The sequence below is a fragment of the Streptomyces sp. NPDC047042 genome, from assembly GCF_040644035.1.
Lineage (GTDB): Bacteria > Actinomycetota > Actinomycetes > Streptomycetales > Streptomycetaceae > Streptomyces.
In genome coordinates, this window is record NZ_JBEYVP010000039.1 from 63,922 (window position 1) to 80,816 (window position 16,895).

Annotated in this window: 11 protein-coding genes and 4 pseudogenes; 3 read left to right on the forward strand and 12 right to left on the reverse strand. The window is 66.1% G+C overall.

The window, feature by feature from the left end; translation table 11 throughout:
- Window positions 1–180 precede the first annotated feature (180 nt).
- Window positions 181–1,361, reverse strand: a pseudogene (locus ABZ855_RS36785) (IS256 family transposase); the annotation flags it as partial.
- A gap of 461 nt (window positions 1,362–1,822) precedes the next feature.
- Window positions 1,823–2,311 carry a transposase gene (locus ABZ855_RS36790; RefSeq protein WP_360814412.1) on the reverse strand — a complete coding sequence of 163 codons (489 nt, stop codon included), beginning with the start codon at window positions 2,309–2,311 and terminating at the stop codon, window positions 1,823–1,825.
- 43 nt (window positions 2,312–2,354) lie between these two features.
- Between ABZ855_RS36790 and istA the strand changes: the two are divergent.
- Window positions 2,355–3,734, forward strand: a pseudogene (gene istA, locus ABZ855_RS36795) (IS21 family transposase); the annotation flags it as partial.
- On the forward strand, window positions 3,720–4,481 hold the full coding sequence (istB, locus tag ABZ855_RS36800) for an IS21-like element helper ATPase IstB (protein ID WP_360814470.1): 762 nt from the start codon (window positions 3,720–3,722) through the stop codon (window positions 4,479–4,481). The pseudogene istA and the gene istB, both read left to right, overlap by 15 nt.
- 55 nt (window positions 4,482–4,536) lie before the next feature.
- On the opposite strand, the pseudogene ABZ855_RS36805 reads toward istB, so the two are convergent.
- The 10 genes and pseudogenes from ABZ855_RS36805 to ABZ855_RS36850 all read right to left on the reverse strand — a co-directional run.
- Window positions 4,537–4,812: pseudogene (locus ABZ855_RS36805) on the reverse strand (IS630 family transposase); the annotation flags it as partial.
- Window positions 4,813–4,825: 13 nt separating this feature from the next.
- Window positions 4,826–6,139, reverse strand: coding sequence for an ISL3 family transposase (locus ABZ855_RS36810; protein WP_360814414.1), 1,314 nt, complete (start codon window positions 6,137–6,139; stop codon window positions 4,826–4,828).
- Between the two features lie 48 nt (window positions 6,140–6,187).
- The gene (locus ABZ855_RS36815; protein WP_360814416.1) at window positions 6,188–6,712 is read right to left on the reverse strand and encodes a helix-turn-helix domain-containing protein; all 525 of its coding nucleotides are present in this window, start codon (window positions 6,710–6,712) and stop codon (window positions 6,188–6,190) included.
- 421 nt (window positions 6,713–7,133) lie between these two features.
- Window positions 7,134–7,919 (reverse strand): SDR family oxidoreductase, encoded by a 786-nt coding sequence (locus tag ABZ855_RS36820; protein WP_360814418.1) that lies wholly within the window; start codon window positions 7,917–7,919, stop codon window positions 7,134–7,136.
- A gap of 71 nt (window positions 7,920–7,990) precedes the next feature.
- Window positions 7,991–8,782: an SDR family NAD(P)-dependent oxidoreductase gene (locus tag ABZ855_RS36825; protein ID WP_360814420.1), complete on the reverse strand. Its 792-nt coding sequence runs from the start codon at window positions 8,780–8,782 to the stop codon at window positions 7,991–7,993.
- A gap of 151 nt (window positions 8,783–8,933) precedes the next feature.
- Entirely contained in the window at window positions 8,934–10,388 is a 1,455-nt protein-coding gene (locus ABZ855_RS36830; RefSeq protein WP_360814422.1) for an aminobutyraldehyde dehydrogenase, read from the reverse strand.
- A gap of 289 nt (window positions 10,389–10,677) precedes the next feature.
- A complete protein-coding gene (locus ABZ855_RS36835; protein ID WP_360814424.1) occupies window positions 10,678–11,790 on the reverse strand; it encodes an alcohol dehydrogenase family protein in 1,113 nt (370 codons plus the stop codon).
- 976 nt (window positions 11,791–12,766) lie between these two features.
- Entirely contained in the window at window positions 12,767–13,882 is a 1,116-nt protein-coding gene (locus tag ABZ855_RS36840; protein ID WP_360814426.1) for a nitronate monooxygenase, read from the reverse strand.
- Between the two features lie 526 nt (window positions 13,883–14,408).
- Window positions 14,409–16,079: a CocE/NonD family hydrolase gene (locus ABZ855_RS36845; RefSeq protein WP_360814428.1), complete on the reverse strand. Its 1,671-nt coding sequence runs from the start codon at window positions 16,077–16,079 to the stop codon at window positions 14,409–14,411.
- Window positions 16,080–16,125: 46 nt separating this feature from the next.
- Window positions 16,126–16,437 (reverse strand): hypothetical protein, encoded by a 312-nt coding sequence (locus tag ABZ855_RS36850; protein ID WP_360814430.1) that lies wholly within the window; start codon window positions 16,435–16,437, stop codon window positions 16,126–16,128.
- 265 nt (window positions 16,438–16,702) lie between these two features.
- Between ABZ855_RS36850 and ABZ855_RS36855 the strand changes: the two are divergent.
- Window positions 16,703–16,861 (forward strand): annotated as a pseudogene (locus ABZ855_RS36855) (acyl-CoA dehydrogenase family protein); the annotation flags it as partial.
- Between the last annotated feature and the right edge of the window lie 34 nt (window positions 16,862–16,895).

The window sequence follows — 16,895 nt, forward strand, 5'->3', positions numbered from 1 at the left end:
CTGAAGTGGACCAGCTCCTGAGAACCAGCGCGGCGAACCATCTACGAGTGGCGCCGCCAGCAATTGATCGACACTGGCCAGTTGCCCGCACCAGGTCGTGTCCCTTGACGTGGTGTAGGCGATCAATCGGCGGTCGTGTTGGTGGTGTTGTGGAGTTCGGGCGCTTTCGCGGGGCTCGGTGGGGTAGATCTGGTCCATGCTGCCTTCGGGTAGGTAGCGGCGGGGGAAGGCGATCCACTCGTCGTGCATCTCGAAGAGCACGGCGGCGACCAGCCGCAGGAGCGCGTCGTCGTTGGGGAAGACCTGGACGACGTCGACGCGGCGTTTGATCTCGCGGTTGATCCTCTCCAGCGGGTACGTGGACTGGATCTTCTTCCAGTGCCGTTCCGAGAAGGGAGCGAAGGCGGTGAGGTCGTCCTTGGCGTCCAGGAGCATCTGTTTGACCTGGGGAAACTGTGCGCCGAGCATGTCGGCGACCGTGTCGAGCCGGTTGCGGACAGCGTCCTGGTCGGGCTGGGCGAAGATGGTGCGGATGGTCGCGGCGACCATTTCCGCGGCGTCCATGGAGATCACGCCGAAGACATTGCGCAGGAAATGAACCCGGCAGCGCTGGTAGGCCGCACCGATCATGACCTTGCGGATCGCCTTGACCAGGCCCGAGTGGTGATCGCCGAGCACGAGCCGGACACCGCCCAGGCGCGTTCGCGCAAGGAGCGCAGGAACTGGGTCCAGAACACCTCGTTCCCGCTGTCGCCAACCATCACCCCCAGCACCTCGCGGCCGCCGTCCTCCGTGATGCCGGTAGCGATCACCACGGCCCGCGAGACGATCTGGTGCGCCACCCGTGCCTTGCAGTAGGTCGCATCGACGTAGACGTAGGGGAAGCGGGTGTGTTCCAGGGACCGGCTGCGGAACGCGGTCAGCTGGGTGTCCAGGTCCGCGCAGATCCGTGAGACCTCGCTCATGGAGATCCCGCTGTCCGCTCCCAGTGCCTTGCCCAGGTCGTCGACCGAGCGGGTCGACACGCCGTGGACGTACGCCTCCATGACGACGGCGAACAGAGCCTGGTCGATGCGACGACGACGCTCCAGCAGGCTCGGGAAGAAGCTGCCCGCGCGCAGCTTGGGTATGACCAGGTCCAGGTCACCAGCCTACGTGGTCAGCGTCTTGTCGCGGTGCCCGTTGCGCAGCGCGGTGCGATTCTCGGTGTGCTCGTTCCACTCCGCGCCGATCCTCGACGTCGCCTCGGCCTCGATCAGCTCCTGAAGCATCCGCTCGGCCACGGACCGCACGAGTTCGAGTCCGTCCGCCGAACGCAGAGACTCCAGCAGCCGAAGTAAGTCATGCTGGGACAGGGCCATCATGCACCTCCTGGTTGAACTGCCCGTTCACCAGGGAGGTTGCATGGTGGCCCGCCTGCCGGGCAGAGAGCGGAACACCTATCGACACACGCCCCGAGGCGTACGCCCCCACTTTGATCGGCTACACCACGAAGCGGGACGCCATCCGGCACCACGACCACTGAGAATGCCGAACTGGCTGCCGCGCGCGAAAGCGGATCGCCGAGTTGGAGGCGGAGGTGAAGATCCACCGCAGAGCTGCTGAACTCCTTGGCGAAACAACCTCCCCAAAAGGCCGTCCGAAGCCATCGACGTGATGGCCGACGAAGGCCTGCCGGTCCAGCTGGCCTCTGGTGTCCTGCGCGCGTGGCTGAGTCCGTCTACTTCGCGTGGCGCAGCCGGCCGCCATCGACCCGCTCCGTCCGGCACGCGTGGCTGACCGAAGGCATCACAAGCATGGGGCCTCCCCCTGAAGCCAGAGGCTAGTGTCCTGAGTCGTTAATTCGTGTGCAGTAGGCGGCGAGGGTGTCGAGGATGTCGTCGGCGCTCTTCGTCCAGACGAACGGCTTGGGGTTCTTGTTCCACTCGTTGATCCAGCCGCGGATGTCCCGTTCGAGTTCGACGACGCTGCGGTGGGCCGAGCGGCGGAGTTTGCGGGAGGTCAGCTCGGCGAACCAGCGCTCGACGAGGTTGAGCCAGGACGCCGAGGTGGGGGTGAAGTGCAGGTGGAAGCGGGGGTGTCGAAGCAGCCACTTCTTGACCGGCTCGGTCTTGTGGGTCGCGTAGTTGTCCAGGACCAGGTGGAGTTCGAGGTGCTGGGGGACGGCGGCGTCGATGACCTTCAGGAAGCGGAGGAACTCCTGGTGGCGGTGGCGGCGGTAGTGCTGGTATCGGCGTACACACGATCGTCCCCGGTCGCGTACGAGTGAAAAGGGACGCTTGATGGTGCGGTGAGTCGTGGTGCCCGGCACTCTGCTGCTTGTCCGGTGAAGGGTGGCGGAGGGCGGTGGCGCGGTGGTTTTGGACCCGCAGCGCTGGCTGGAACTGCGGCGGTTCCGTGCTCTGGTCGAGTCAGGAGCGGTCAGCCTGACGGAGGTGGCCAAGGAGACTGGGCTGGACCGCAAGACGGTCCGCAAGTATCTGTCGAGCACGGCGGCGTCGGTGCCGCCGAGACGGACGTCGAACGGCCGGCCTCGGAGGAAGGTGGTCGACGAGGTTGCGCCGTTGATCGACGCGATGCTGCGGGCAGAGATCCTTATCAAGGGCGCCGTCGTGCACGAGCGTCTGGTCAAGGAGTACGGCTCGACGATCAACTACCAGCGGGTCAAGCTCTATCTGCAGGAGGCCCGGCCGCGGATCGCGGGTGAACTGGGGATCCAGCCGCGGGAGTTGGCGGGTATGCACCGCCGCTTCGAGGTGGTTCCCGGGGCCCAGGCCCAGGTCGACTGGGGCGATGAAGGCAAAATCCTCGCCCACCTGGGAATCCCGAAGGTCTACTCGTTCCATACGGTGCTGTCGTACTCACGCGACCCGTTCTGCTGCTTCACCACGAGCCAGGACCTGCAGACCTTCTTCGACTGCCACCGGCGGGCGTTTGCGCACTTCGGCGGGGTGCCGATGTCGATCGTCTACGACCGGACCAAGACCGTCGTGCGCCGGCACGTCGCCCCGGGCGAGGCGGTGCCTCTGCATCCGGAAGCGGTCGGCTTCGCCGGCCACTACGACTTCGACATCGACGTGCTGGCCGCCTACCGGCCCACCGGGAAGGGCCGAGTCGAACGCCAGGTGCTGATCGTGCGTGATCACGTGCTGGCCGGGCGGGCGTTCTCCTCGCTCGAGGAACTGGATGCCGCCTTCATGGCGTGGGTGCCGCAGCGACGCGCCCGCACCCACGCCACCCACCACGAGGTCATCGGGCACCGGGCCGCTCGGGATCACGCCGCCCTCAAGCCGTTGCCGCCGTCGCCCTATCTCGTGGCGGAGCGGCATCTGCGGCCGGTCGGCAAGGACTGCCTGGTCGCGTTCGGCGGAAACCTCTACTCGGTGCCCGCCCGCAAGGTCCGCCCACGTCAGTTGGTCGAGATCAGGGCGACGAAGTCCCAGGTCATGCTGCACACGACCGTTCCCGATGCCAGCGGCGAGACCCTGCTGTCCAGCCATCCGCGGGCGGTCGGCCGCGGCGTGGTCGTCAAACAGGAAGAGCACTGGGACGGCCTGCCGACCGGCAAGAACCGCCGCACCACGACGGGCGACAAACCGCCACCACCGCGGAGCGAGTCCTCGACGTCCAGTCGCATCGAACCGTTGCAGGCACTGTTGAACCGGTCCGCCGCAACCCAGATCGAGGTCGGGAGGCGGCCGCTGTCGGTCTATGACGAACTGACCGGCAACCGCATCCGCACCACGGCCGGCAAGCTCGGCCTGCCCCACCTCGCGGAAACCATCAACGAGTACACCCGCCGGGCCGACGAGGCGAAGATGGGCTACCTCGACTTCCTCGACCTGGTCCTGTCTGAGGAACTCGCCGTCCGCGACGACCGACGCTTCCGCCAGGGCCTGCGACTGTCCAAGCTGCCGCACCACAAGACGCTGGACGAGTACGACTTCTCCTTCCAGCCCGAGCTCGACCCGCGCAAGGTCAAAGACCTCGCCAGCCTCTCCTTCGTCGACGGCAAGGCGAACGCCGCCCTGCTGGGGCCGCCCGGGGTGGGCAAGACGCATATCGCCGTCGCCCTCGCAGTCGCGGCCTGCCGGGCCGGCTACTCGATCTACTTCACCAGCCTCGACGACATGGTCCGCAACCTGAAGGCGGCCGAGTCGGCCGGGCGGCTGGTCAACAAACTCGGCACCTATCTGCGGCCGAGCGTCCTCGTGGTCGACGAGGTGGGCTACCAGCCCCTCGAACGCGCCGAGGCGAACCTGGTCTTCCAGGTGATCTCCAAGCGCTACGAGAAGGGCTCCATCATCCTGACCTCGAACAAGACCTTCAGCGAATGGGGCCAGGTCTTCGGCGACGAGGTCCTCGCCACCGCCATCCTCGACCGGCTCCTCCACCATTGCGAAGTGATCGCGATCAACGGCCCGAGCTACCGGCTCAAGAACCGCCTCCAGGCCATCGAGCGAGAGACGGAAGTGGCCTAGCAACTGGGGACGTTCAAACGTACCCGCCAGACCCGAAGGGAGCGTACGCCGACAGCTGGGCGATGACTGAGCCGGAGGCGATGTCCAGGGCGGCGAACAGGCTGGTCGTGCCGTGCCGGACGTAGTCATGGGTCATCTTCGCCGGCGTGGTCGGCGCCATCGGGAGCACGGGCTGGGTCCGGTCCAGGGCTTGTATCTGCGACTTCTCGTCCACCGCCAGGACCAGGGCGTTCTCGGGCGGGGCAAGGTAAATACCCACAACGTCACGGACCTTGCTCACGAACTGCGGGTCGGTCGACAGCTTCCACGTCTCCACGATGTGCGGCTTGAGGGGGTCTTCGAATTTAAGCGGGGTGGAGGTGTCCGCGGGCTCGGCGGGTGGTGACGCAGCGTGTGCGTAGGCGTTGGTTGGTGGGGTTGCGGAAGCCGTGGGCGGCGCGGGCGACGAGCTTGATCACGCGGTTGATGCCTTCGCTTTTGGCGTTGCTGTGGCCGGTGGCGATGAACGCGGCGATCTCGGTCCACCAGCGGTCCACTGTGACGGCCAGTTGGCGGACTTCGGGGATCTCGGAGTCGGCGCACCAGGTCAGGAACTTGAAGCGTAGGTGGCCGATGCGATGGCGGTCGGCGCCGGTGCGGGCGCAGGCGAGCAGGTCCCGGAGCCGTTCCTTGGCGATCCAGGCGGTCAGCAGCGTCATCCCGATCGTCCCGGCGTCGATCAGTGCGTTCCACATCGTGGTGAACTGGGCGTCGGTGAGGTCTTCCCGGTTGCGCAGGAGCCGACGCCGGGCCTTCCATTCCGGGTCGCGGGCTCGTCCGCGCCGTCCGCGCAGGGAGGCGGTGGTCCGCCTGCGGACGATGTTGAGCATCTTGTTGGCGAGCTGGACCAGGTGGAAGTGGTCGACGACCACGGTGGCGTGGGGCAGCCCGGTGCGGATGGCGGCGCGGTAGCCGGCGGACATGTCGATCGCGACGTAGCGGATCTGCCGACGCCACTGGAGCGGTGTCGTGGCGAGCCAGGCCAGCACGTCGCTGGGGGCCCGGCCCTCGACCTGTCCGAGCAGGCCCTGGACGCCGAAGGCGTCCACGAAGCCGGTGTGCCAGCGGTCCGCCACCGGCTCCCACCTGCCGGTTTCCGGGTTCTGGCGCCATTGCGTGCGTCCCCGGCGGGTCTCGTCGATCCCGAGGACCTCGACCGGTTCGAGGGCCGCAGCAGTCACCGCCTGCCCGGCCGTGCGGAAGGCGTCCATCACCGTGGGCCAGGACAGGCCCAGGTCCCGGGCCGCCTGGACGACCGTGGAACCCGCGTCGCGCACCCGCCGCCCGGCCGCACCGCGCAGCCGCTCGGTGATCCTCGCCCCGGCCGGGACCTGGCTCACCTGCTCGGTGAAGGTCCGGCGCGGGCAGCCCGGCTCGGTGCAGTACCAGCGGCGCTTGCGCCACACCAGCTCCAGCCCCCGCTCACCGAAGGGCAGATCGCGTGGGCGAGTCTGCACGAAGCCCTTCACGCGCGTGGCGAACACCCCGCACAAGGGGCAGGCCCGCGCGGCCTCGTCCGCGGTGGTCAGGAGCACCCGCCGGGTGCCGTCCGCAAGCCGCTCGACCTTCTCAACGGCCAGGCCGTCCAGGTCGAGCAGCAACGTCGTATTGTTGTCCAAGCCCGTGTGTCCAGGTGATCAAGCTGCGTAGAGAACAGCCATGATCACTCACGGCCACGGGCTTCCTTCATCCCGGGCCAACTCGCCCCGTACTAACCGATCGTGACGACGAGACAGACCGACTCGGGCCAGACCCCGCTCAACTTCGAAGCCCCGCTTGAGGCCGAACGCCCGCCAGATCCGCGAGACGGCCGACTGCGACATCCCCGCCGCCCCGGCCATCGAACGCGTCGACCAGTGCGAATCACCCGTCGGTGGCGCCTGGTCAAGGGTCCTGGCGACCAGGGCTTCGACCTGCTCGTCCGTGATCTTCCGCGGCGCTCCCGAACGCGGGCGGTCCACCAGGCCCTCCAGCCGGTCGGCGGCAAACCGGGACCGCCACTTACGCACCGTCTCCCGCGAGACACCCAAGTCGTCCGCGACCTGCGCGTTCGACAGGCCTTCCGCGCACGCCAGCACGATCCTCGACCTCAACACCAGTGCCTGAGACGCGGTCTGCTTGCGCAACCAGCCTCGCAGCACCCGGCGTTCGTGATCGGACAACTCCAACGACAACGGCTTCGGACCCGGCATCACCCCACCCTACAATCGCCCACGAACTTACGACTCAAGACACTAGCCGCTCGGCCGCCAAACCCGGATCCCTTGCGGAACTGCCGGCGCTCGTCCGACAGACCGCCACCGCGCGGTGCCTCATAACGAACGGCGCACCGCGAGGATCAAGCCCTGTCAGCGGCTACGACAACCCTGGTTCAACCTCAGTAACTGAGCACGGGACCGTGTACTACACCTATTTGTCGCTCATCGATCTCGCCAGTGCGCTGATCGATTGCGGCCGACAACGCCCGCTGCCTAAACACGAAACTCGACGCTTGTACGTTGTGGGGTCCTCAGGGAAATCCTGACGGATGTGGTCGGCGCGCCAGATATCTCTCTGGTACGTAACCCGCAGTTCCCGCGAATGGAGGAGTCCAAACTCAACCACACATCGCGTCTAAATGAACTCGGGGCGACGAATGCTCTCGGCCCCTCCGTCGATATAGATGATCTGGCCAGTCACGAAGAGGTTATCCGAGCTCGTTAGCCATGCGAGGAGATTCGCGACTGCCGAGGGGTCTGCTGCGGGGCCACCGAAAGGCGCTGGGGCATGTTTGTCGAGTGTTGCGCGCCCTTCTTCGGTTGCAAGGACCGGGATCGTCATGGGAGAGAGGATGACGCCGGGTGCTACCGCGTTGAGGGCGATTCCGCATTTACCCCAGTCATCTGAGGGCGCGTTCCTCCGTACCCAGCGGGCCAATGAGAGCTTCGATGTGATGTAGACCACACTCGAGCCCGCAGCGTCAGTTGCTGCCGCAAGGGAATCGGCGTGGGCAAGAGCAGAGGCCTCGTCTCCTGACTCGATCAGTTCGAGCAGCTTCGCGTCGTTCGCATCGATGATCGCTCGAGAGGCCACTACGGCTGCGCGAGGTTTGTCTGCGGCGGCGAGCAACGGACGCAGGCCTTCGAGGGTTGCCACCGCTCCGAAGTGATTCACGGCTACGGATGGCGATGCCGATACCAACACTCCTGCGACGGCCAGTACTCCATTGATGGCACCTCCACTCAGTTCACGGGCCTGTTCGACCAGGTCGGCACGGCCGTCTTCCGTGCTCAGATCCACCACAATGTCGGCGTTCTCTAGATCGACACCGATCACGCGATGCCCGTCGGACCGAAGCTTCGCGACAGTGGCCTTGCCGATTCCAGAGGCGGATCCTGTTACGAGATACGTGCGAGTCATGTTTTCATTCCTTCTTCGGTAGCTATCGGCGCGACTGAGGCCGCTGCCTATCAGAGCCCCCTCGCCCGTCGTCACAAATTGCCGAGCGCGCGCTGGTTAACCGTCTGCAAGACTGCAGTCTGTCCCCCATCCACGGTGATTACTGAACCTGTCGTGAAGCTGGCGCCAGGACTCGCGAGCCAGACGACAGTGCTGCCGATCTGCTGCGGCTGACCAATCACCTGGAGCGGGTTCAGCGGGAATGGCTGCTCCCCCGTCAGCAGCGGTTCGGGCGTGATCGCGGACGTGGAGGTCGAATGAATCCAGCCTGGCGCAATGGCGTTGACGGTAATTCGATGCGGTGCCAGATCGACCGCCATTGCCTTTGCCAGCGCGGACACCCCACCCTTGCTGGCCGTGTAGGGAGCGCTGTTGGGCTCTGCAGCCGACGCGCAGATGGACGAGATCAGGACGATCCTGCCGCCGTTCCCTGCTGCGGCCATACGCTGCGCCGCAGCCTGTCCGGACAGGTAGCAGCCCTTCAGATTGACCCCCAGTACCCGATCCCAGTCTTCCTCCTTCATCTCGAGGAAGGGGCTGTAACTCGAGGTCCCCGCATTGGCCACCAGGATGTCGAGCTTGCCGAACACCGCCACGGCGTGATCGCAGAGCGCCTGGACCTCGTCATACTGCGAAACATCGCAGGCGAAGGCCGAGACCTCCCCCATCTCGCCGAGTTCCTCGGCGACCCGGCGCAGTTCACTCTCGTTCCGCTGCGAGATCACCACCTTTGCGCCCGCGATCAGGAGCTCCTCTGCGATCCCCCGTCCAATGCCGCGCCCCGCCCCAGTGACGACGGCTACCTGTCCTTCAAGCAGTTTCATTTCCTGCCTCCTCGTTTCGCTCTCTACGATGTCGCGTTGGTTTTGGAGGTTACTGCGGCTATCGCCGGCATTACCCCTTCGCATCCGCACCGCATCGGCACTGGGGTAATCACCCGTTCGACGGGTGGCGCTCACCGAAAGGCCGGGTATCTCAGGGCGCCAGTTCGGCCTTCACCATCACGTGCTTGAACTGCGAGTACTCGTCGAGGCCGATGCCCGAGAGCTCCTTGCCATAGCCGGAGTTCTTGAACCCTCCGAAGGGCATCTCCGCTGCCGTGAAGATCTGCTGATTGACCCAGACGGTGCCGAACTCGAGTTCCCGCGTGAAACGCATCGCGCGGGCCAGATTCGTGGTCCACACGCTGGCAGAGAGTCCGTAGTCGACGCCATTGGCCCACTCGAGCATCTCGTCGTCGTTGCGGGCACGCTGGATCGTGACGACCGGTCCGAAGACCTCGCGCTGGACGATCTCTGAGTCCTGGCCGACGCCCGTCACCACGGTGGGTGCGTAGAACCAGCCGTCGCGAGCAAGCCGTTCGCCGCCGGTGCGAATCGAGGCACCCTCAGCCCGGGCACGGTCAACGAACCCCTCGACGCGCTTCAGCTGCCGCTCGGAGATGAGGGGCCCCATCGTCGTTCCCAGGTCATCCGGGTTCCCCACCCTGATCTTCTCGACCTCAGCGACATAGGCGTCGACGAACTCGTCGAAGGCAGCCTCTTCGACGATGATCCGGCAAGCCGCAGTGCAGTCCTGTCCGGTGGCAGAGAAACCGAACTCTGCGAGGTCGCGGGCCGTCTGTGCCACGGGGCTGTCGGCGAACACCAGGACCGGAGCCTTACCTCCCAACTCGAGGCTGGTCCGCTTCAATGTCCCAGCGGCAGCGGCAGCGACGGCCTTTCCGGTACTCACGTCCCCCGTCAGCGCGATCTTGCGCACCTGGGGATGCTCGACGATGGCCTGGCCGGCGCGGCCATCGCCGAGCACCAGGTTGACCACGCCGTCGGGAAGGAAGCGGTTCATCAGATCGACGAGCTTGATCGTCGTCAGCGGGGTCAACTCGGCCGGCTTGATGACCACGGTGTTGCCAGCGGCGAGGGCTGGAGCCAGCTTCCAGGCCGCCATGAGCAGAGGGTAGTTCCAGGGCGTGATCAGCCCAACCACACCTAGAGGCTCGCGCCGCATCCACGACGTGCTGTCGTTCGCGTACTCGCCGGCGGCTGGGCCGTGCGACACCCGTGCGGCGCCGGCGCAGAACCGGATCACGTCCCAAGCCCATGGCATCTCGTCGCGTGACTGGGTGATCGGCCGCCCCGTGTTCTTACTCTCCATGACGGCGAATTCCTCGGCTTCCTGCTCGACCGCGTCTGCGATCTTCAACAGGAGCTCGGCACGCTCACTGGGCGGTGTCTGTCCCCAAGACGTCCGGGCGGCATGTGCACGCACCACAGCGGCATTGACCTCCTCGGTCGACGCGTTGCGGTACTTCGCGATCGCCTGCTCGGTCGCGGGGTTGATGATCAACGAGACATCGGTGTCGCTCGGCTCAGCCAGCCAGCTCTGCACCGTCGATGCTGCTACCGATGCAGCGTTGGCGGGGTGGCTCATGATCTCTTCTCCGTATCTTCGGTGGTCTGCTGCGGCACCAGCCGCACCTCAGGGCGGCGGATGCAGGTCAGATTCGTGGTAACGACGTCACGCAGACGTGGCTTGAGCATCGGAAGCAGCTTGTCGTCCGGCCAATCGAGAGTTCGCTCAGCCGTCCTCGCCAGCACCTGGCGCCTCGGTGGCACGTTGCTCCATGCCGAATAGTCTGTGACTGGCCGCTGCGCCTGCCGTATGCACTTCGACGGCGTCGGCAGGAGGCTGGCTAGAGCCCTTCGGGGGCCCGTCTGCGTCACGGGACGACGACAAACTTTCCGACGTGTGCGCGCTTCAGCATCTGCTCCTGCGCCGCTGCCAGCTCTTCGAGCCGGTACGACGCCTCGAGCATCGGCTTGAGCCGACCCCCCTCGATCAGCGCGACTAGTCGCGCAAAGGTGTCGCCGGTCGGATTGGTGATGCCGTACATCTCCAGATCCTTGTAGATCAGGTCACGCAGATCCATGGCGGTCACAGGCCCACCAATAGCGCCGGACGTGGTGTACCGGCCCCCGCGACGGAGCACTTTGAGGATCGGGCCGAACAACTCGCCGCCGACTACGTCGGCAACAACGTCGATGGCCTGTTCGCCGACGAGAGCCTCCACGGATTGCTGGAGGTCGGCTGCGTCTCGTGCCACGAAGTAGTCCACGCCCAACGCCTGGAGGCGTTCGCGCTTCGACTCGCCGGCCACCGCGACAACGCGAGCTCCGCGTACGTGGGCCAGCTGGATGAGTGCGGTGCCAACGCCGCCGGCTGCGCCCGTGATCAGGATGATCTCGCCCTCGCCGAGGTCGGCGCGAGCCAGCATCTCCTCGGCCGTGTCGTAGGAGCAGGGGAACGTCGCCAACTCCGCGTCGCTGAGCGGGCTTTCGATGACATGTGCGTTGATCGACGGTACGGCGACGTACTCGGCGAAACCGCCGTCGCGCTCGCTGCCGAGGTACTCGACCAGCTGTGCCCGCAGCGGCAGCCGGGGGTCGCGGACGGAGGGGTCGACCAGGACTCGCTGGCCGATACGTGCGGGATCAACCTCCGCGCCTACCGCAGCGACCTGGCCGGCGACTGCGGCGCCCTGGATCCTCGGGAAGCCGACTGCGCTCTTGAGCCAGGAGGAGCCGGCGTCGTCGTCGCGACCGTGGAGTCCGAGCTCCTCCGTCACGCTCGACTCAACCTTTCGGTCGTACCAGCCCGTCCGGGTGTTGATGTCGGTGTTGTTGAGTCCGCACGCGCCGACCCGAACCAACACCTCACCTTCTTGTGGCTGCGGAGTCGGTGCGTCGCCCCGACTGAACAGCCGATCGATGCCGCCATGGCCGGTGAGGACGACCGCGTTCATAGCGGTCGGAACGCCTGCTTGCGTCTGCACTTGACTTGTTCCCTTTCTACGTCGGCTGCCGTCGGATGTCTCAAGGTGCGAGGTCGGGATTGACCACGACGGTCAGGTTCACGTTTCCCTTGTCTGCGCTATCAAGGATCCGACCGGCTGCTCTTTGAGAGCCGGCGACCAGGGGCAGCGAAGCTTGGGGTCAACTCGCGAGCGTGTAAGGGATCGGCTTCGCCAGGCGCGGTCTCGGGTGTCTGCTCTCCCAGTCTCGGCGAACTGCGAGCGGAGGCGCATTGGAGCGTGCGCAGACGACGAGGAGGGTTCTTGGCGAATCCACAATTCCTGCAACCGACCGGTTCGGTCGAGTCCTAGGAGACCCGGTCATAGCGATAGAAGTAGACGCGCTCGGGGGGCCAAGGGGTCGTTAAACCAAGATGAGGTCGGTGACCTTCTCGGCGATCATCATGACGGGTGCGTAAAGGTTGGCGTTCGGAATGGTGGGCACCACCGACACATCGATACGACGCGCAGGCCTTCCACGCCGTGCAACCGCATCGTCGCGGGGTTGAGACGACCCACTCCTCGTCTGTGCCCGTCTTGCAGGTGTCGCAGGGGTGGTAGGTGGTCTTTACATCGCCCGCGGCCCAGTCAAGGATCTTCTGGACGGTCTTCGCCGTCGGCCCCGGGGACAGCTCTCCGCCGATGTACTTCGCGACCGTGGTCAGCGGCGTTCAGGCCGCCGGCGCCCGCCATCGGGGCGGGTCTCGTCGGAGGTGACGACACCGACCTCGATGACGTGGTAGGACGTGCGTCTGTCCCTGCTCGGATTCGATCGCGCCTCTATGCGAGCCCAACGTCACCGCACCATATGTATCGCGGGCTGGGGCCACATATCGTGGCTGTCCATCAAGGTGGGCGTCATCCAGAGCGCCAAACCCGAAGGCGTGTGAGGCCGAGCGGTACGGCCGGCTCCCCTCCCGAGTTGCGGACGCGCCGCCTGGCGCCTCGGCGTGGAACGTCACAGCATGGACGTGACCCGCTCAAGGGCCTCCAGCGCCTCGACGTACTCATCGATCAACCGCATCATCTCGGCCTTCACGGTAGTCGTGGCCTTCATGTCCGAAACCATCTGCCCGACCGAATAGGTCCAGTAGTCGAGGTTGTGTCCGCGCTCCGCGCGCGTGTTCGCGTAACCCCACAGGATGGACTGCATCGGCCACACCAAGTGGTGTGGTGCTCCATCGCTCTCCCAAGTGTCGGTGTACTTCGTCCGAAGCATGCGCCCCTGCTTGCCGGTCATCATCTTCGAGATGACGGCGTCCTCGGACTCAGCCCGGAACAACCGCTGGCGCTGCTCCTCGTTCAGCTCGGCCTCGGTAGTCCCGAGCCAGAGTGATCCGAGCCAGACACCTTGGCAACCCAACGAGAAAGCCGACAAGATCTGCGAACCACGGGAGACACCGCCGGCCGCCAGCACGGGTACTCCCGCTGCCGCCTCGACGACCTGTGGCCACAGCACGACGGACGTGATCGAGCCGACACTGCCGCCGGCCTCGGTTCCCTGGGCGACCATGAAGTCGACACCGGCGTCACGCTGCTTGGCTGCGTGGCGACCACTGCCGACCAGGGCACCGACCTGGACTCCCTTTGCGTGGGCTTCCGAGACGACCCAGTCGGGCGTGACGCCGAGGGCACCGACGACCGCCTTGACCGAGGGGTGCGCCAACGAGATCGCCAGCTGCTCCTGACTCTTCTCCCGGGTCATGCTCAGTCTGCCGGCGCTCTCGGCGATGAACTCGCGCTGCAGCTCCTCGGTGACGTCCGAGATGCCGGCGTCGCGCATCATCTGGTTGACGAACCCGAGCTGGTCGGTCGGCATGGAAGCGGCGTACTCCGCCGGGCTCTTCTCGTCACCTCCCGTGCCGGGGAAGACGAGGTCAACCCCGAACGGACGGCCGTCGACCTCGCGCTCGAGCCACTTGATCGACATCTCGAGCTCGTCGGGGGTCATCCACGCCGCACCGAGCACGCCGAAACCCCCGGCTTTCGTGACGCCGGCAACGACGTCACGACAGTGCGAGAAGGCGAAGATCGGAACCTCGATATCGAGCGTCCTCGCAATGTCCGTCCTCACTTGCCACCCTCTCCTTCTGCCGGCGGCGCTGCCCGACCCCGGGCATACGGCCTGAACGTGTAGTGCCCGACAGGCTACGACCTCGCCGGATCACCGCAAATGGTGAGAATGCGAACGTCGCAGACCCCAGTCAGTGAAGTTCCAAAGCACTCGGCCGCGACTACGGACAAGGCGCCGAGATGCCGGCGAATTGCTGCCTCCGGGCGGCACCCTGGGTCCGGGACAGTAGGTGGGTGGCATCGAAATCAGTCAGCTGACCGCAATCGCGGGGATGGTGGGACTCCCCGCGCTCGTCTCCTTGGCCGTGGGGATCAGCCGGCAAGCCATCCTGGAAAGCTGGCCTCGATCGGCCTGGTCGTGGCCGGTTGGTCATCGCTCCAGTTCTGGCCTTCCGAGCGTATCGGCGCGCGAGGCGGCCCGGTGCCGCGCCGGGTTTCTCTCCGGCCCTGGAAGGGCGCCCGGCGGGCCGCATCGTGGCACTGACTGGTGCCGATTCCGGCGCTGTCGTCGAACCGACCGAACCGGTTCAGGATCGGACGACCGGGAGCACGACGCGGGAGGGCCGTGCTGCGTCGTGCCCGATCTCCTGGCGTGCCGGGCGGAAGTCCGTGCCACTGTCGACGGGTTCGCCGGTGTTGAGGTTGCGGTCCCAGCGGGGGAAGTTGCTGGAGGTCACGTGGACGCGCAGGCGGTGGCCGGCGCGGAACACGTAGCTGGTGGACCACAGATCGACGGCGTGCTCGGTGAACTCACCCGGGGTGGTGGCTGCCCGCACGATCCCGTCGACCACGTTCAGAGAGACGCCCTCGGGGTCGACGTCACATAGCCGGACGACCCAGTCCGTCGACGGGGCGTCCGTCGCCGCGTGGACGAACGCCCGGACACGACCGGTGACCTCCAGGTCCTCGGCCAGAGGCTCGCTGGTGTACACGAGAACGTCCGGCCTGGCCTCCACCCGCGCCTGGTCGAGCGGCCCTCGTCTGAACTCGCTGGACATCAGGATCGCGCCGCCCGTCGTCGGCACCGGGTCGGCTGGGTCATAGACGTACATGTCACTGCCCTCGCCCGGCGCGGGAGCGTTGAAGCCGAGGCCACCCTCCGCGCGCAGGAACAGGTCCGTGTCAATGGCATGTGAGAGCGGCCACTCCTGCTCCTCGCGCCACTCGTTCCTCCCCATGACGAAGAGCAGCACCGGCGGCAGCTCCGGCCCAGAGGTGGCGTCCGAGGTGAGCCACTTACGGAACCATGCGCTCTGGGCGTCGGTGAGCGTGCCACGGAAGCCGAGGACGTCCGCGCTCGCGGCCACGCCGAAGTTGACGTCGCCGATCTGGCCTGTGCGCTCCTCGTGCGTCCAAGGTCCCATGATCAGCGTGGCTTGCCGCCCAGCCGCCCTGCTCGCGACGTAGTTGTCCAGCGTGCCCTGGCAGAAGATGTCGTACCAGCCGCCCACGTTCAGGCTGGGCAGGTCGACCTCTGCCTGACGGCCCGCCACCCGGCAGGCCGCACTCCACTCGGGATCCCGCAGCGCGTGTTCGAAGCCGAAGTCATGGATGCCATGACGCTGGTAGACGGGATGCCTGCCGGCCGGAAGCTCCCAGTTCACGGACGCAGCCGCCGTGTCCATGTCATGGACCAGCGCGCTCAGCGCCGCGCCCAGGGCGTCCGGATCACCAGCATGCCTCCGCATCAAGGTGTCCGCCCCCACCATGAGGGCCAACGCCACGTTGAATCCCAGCTCGATGGCCCCGCCACGGGCGAACAGACCGTCGTTCGGTTCGGACCAGGTGATCTGCGGGGCAATGGCCTTCAGCTCCAAAGGCTTGGCCAGGGCCGCCGTCCACTGGGTATTTCCGAGATAGCTGCCCCCGACCATGCCGACCGAGCCGTTGGAGCCCGGCAGTGCGGCGGCCCACCGGACCGTGTCGTAGCCGTCGTCCGCCTCGAACGTCCACGGCTCCCACTCACCATCCGAGGCGAACCGGCCCCTCGTGTCCTGGAGGACCACGATGAAGCCCTTGCGTGCCATGCCCGTCGCATCGAGCCCACCGATCATCAGCGGTTCGTTCTTGCCATAAGGCAGCCGAGCCAGCAGCACGGGCCACGGCCCGCCGCTCGTAGGCCTGTAGACGTCTGCCCGCAACACGGTGCCGTCCCGCATCGTGGCAGGGAGATCGTAGTCGATGGTCACATCGGGCATCTGTCGATCCTGTCTTCAAGTCGTTGGGTGATAGATTCCGCCAATCTCAGGCCACCCCGAAGGATCCTGAGCAGGCCATGACGCTGAAGAAGAGATCCAGAGCGCCAAGGTTTTCACCCAGCCGTGGTCCGGCGCTGCGCTCATTCGCGGGCCTTTCCTCGGACATAATCATCGCTGCCGAGGCCGAGCCGGAGCCCGTGATCAGACCGGCTCTCAGCTGCACGGAACCCAGCGCGCTCGGATGATCCACTTCGACGAAGTAGTAGTTCGGGTTGCCATGTTCGAAGTGCGAAGCAGGTTTGAGTGGCTGAAGGCTGCCAGCCCTGCCCCGCTGCAGGAATTGGAGATACGCTGACACAATTGGCTAGATTTGGCGATTATCCAAGAAAGACTTCAGCGCACTGATCAGAAAAAGGGGGAGGCTCGCAAGCCGCGATTCCTCACCCGGGTGCGGGATGAGGGCAGCGTGGTGCATGCCTCACGTCCGGCCCCATACCGGCCATGGTCGCAGGCGTGGCTGATGGCCAGGACGCAAAGCACGGCACTCAGGAACGCGCAGTGCAGGGCATCATTCCTGGGGCAGCTCACGCCACACCCATGAGCCGGGTGACGCGCATGATCTGCGCGAGGCGCTGGAAGCGCTGGTGACGGGCGACCTGCATGCCGTGCGCGTCCCCGAGGAGTACGGCGGCGCCAGCGCCGACGCGCTGGCCACGGTCATCGTGATCGAGGAGGTCGCCAGCGTCTGCGTGAGCTCCTCCCTGATCCCCGCCGTGAACAAAACATCTGGAACATAGACGGGGCGTCTGCGCAATG

Coding starts and splice junctions, on each gene's coding strand:
- ABZ855_RS36825 (WP_360814420.1), bottom strand. CDS start 8,782: ATGAAACTGCTTGAAGGACAGGTAGCCGTCGTCACTGGGGCGGGGCGC.
- ABZ855_RS36815 (WP_360814416.1), bottom strand. CDS start 6,712: ATGCCGGGTCCGAAGCCGTTGTCGTTGGAGTTGTCCGATCACGAACGC.
- ABZ855_RS36820 (WP_360814418.1), bottom strand. CDS start 7,919: ATGACTCGCACGTATCTCGTAACAGGATCCGCCTCTGGAATCGGCAAG.
- ABZ855_RS36845 (WP_360814428.1), bottom strand. CDS start 16,079: ATGCCCGATGTGACCATCGACTACGATCTCCCTGCCACGATGCGGGAC.
- ABZ855_RS36830 (WP_360814422.1), bottom strand. CDS start 10,388: ATGAGCCACCCCGCCAACGCTGCATCGGTAGCAGCATCGACGGTGCAG.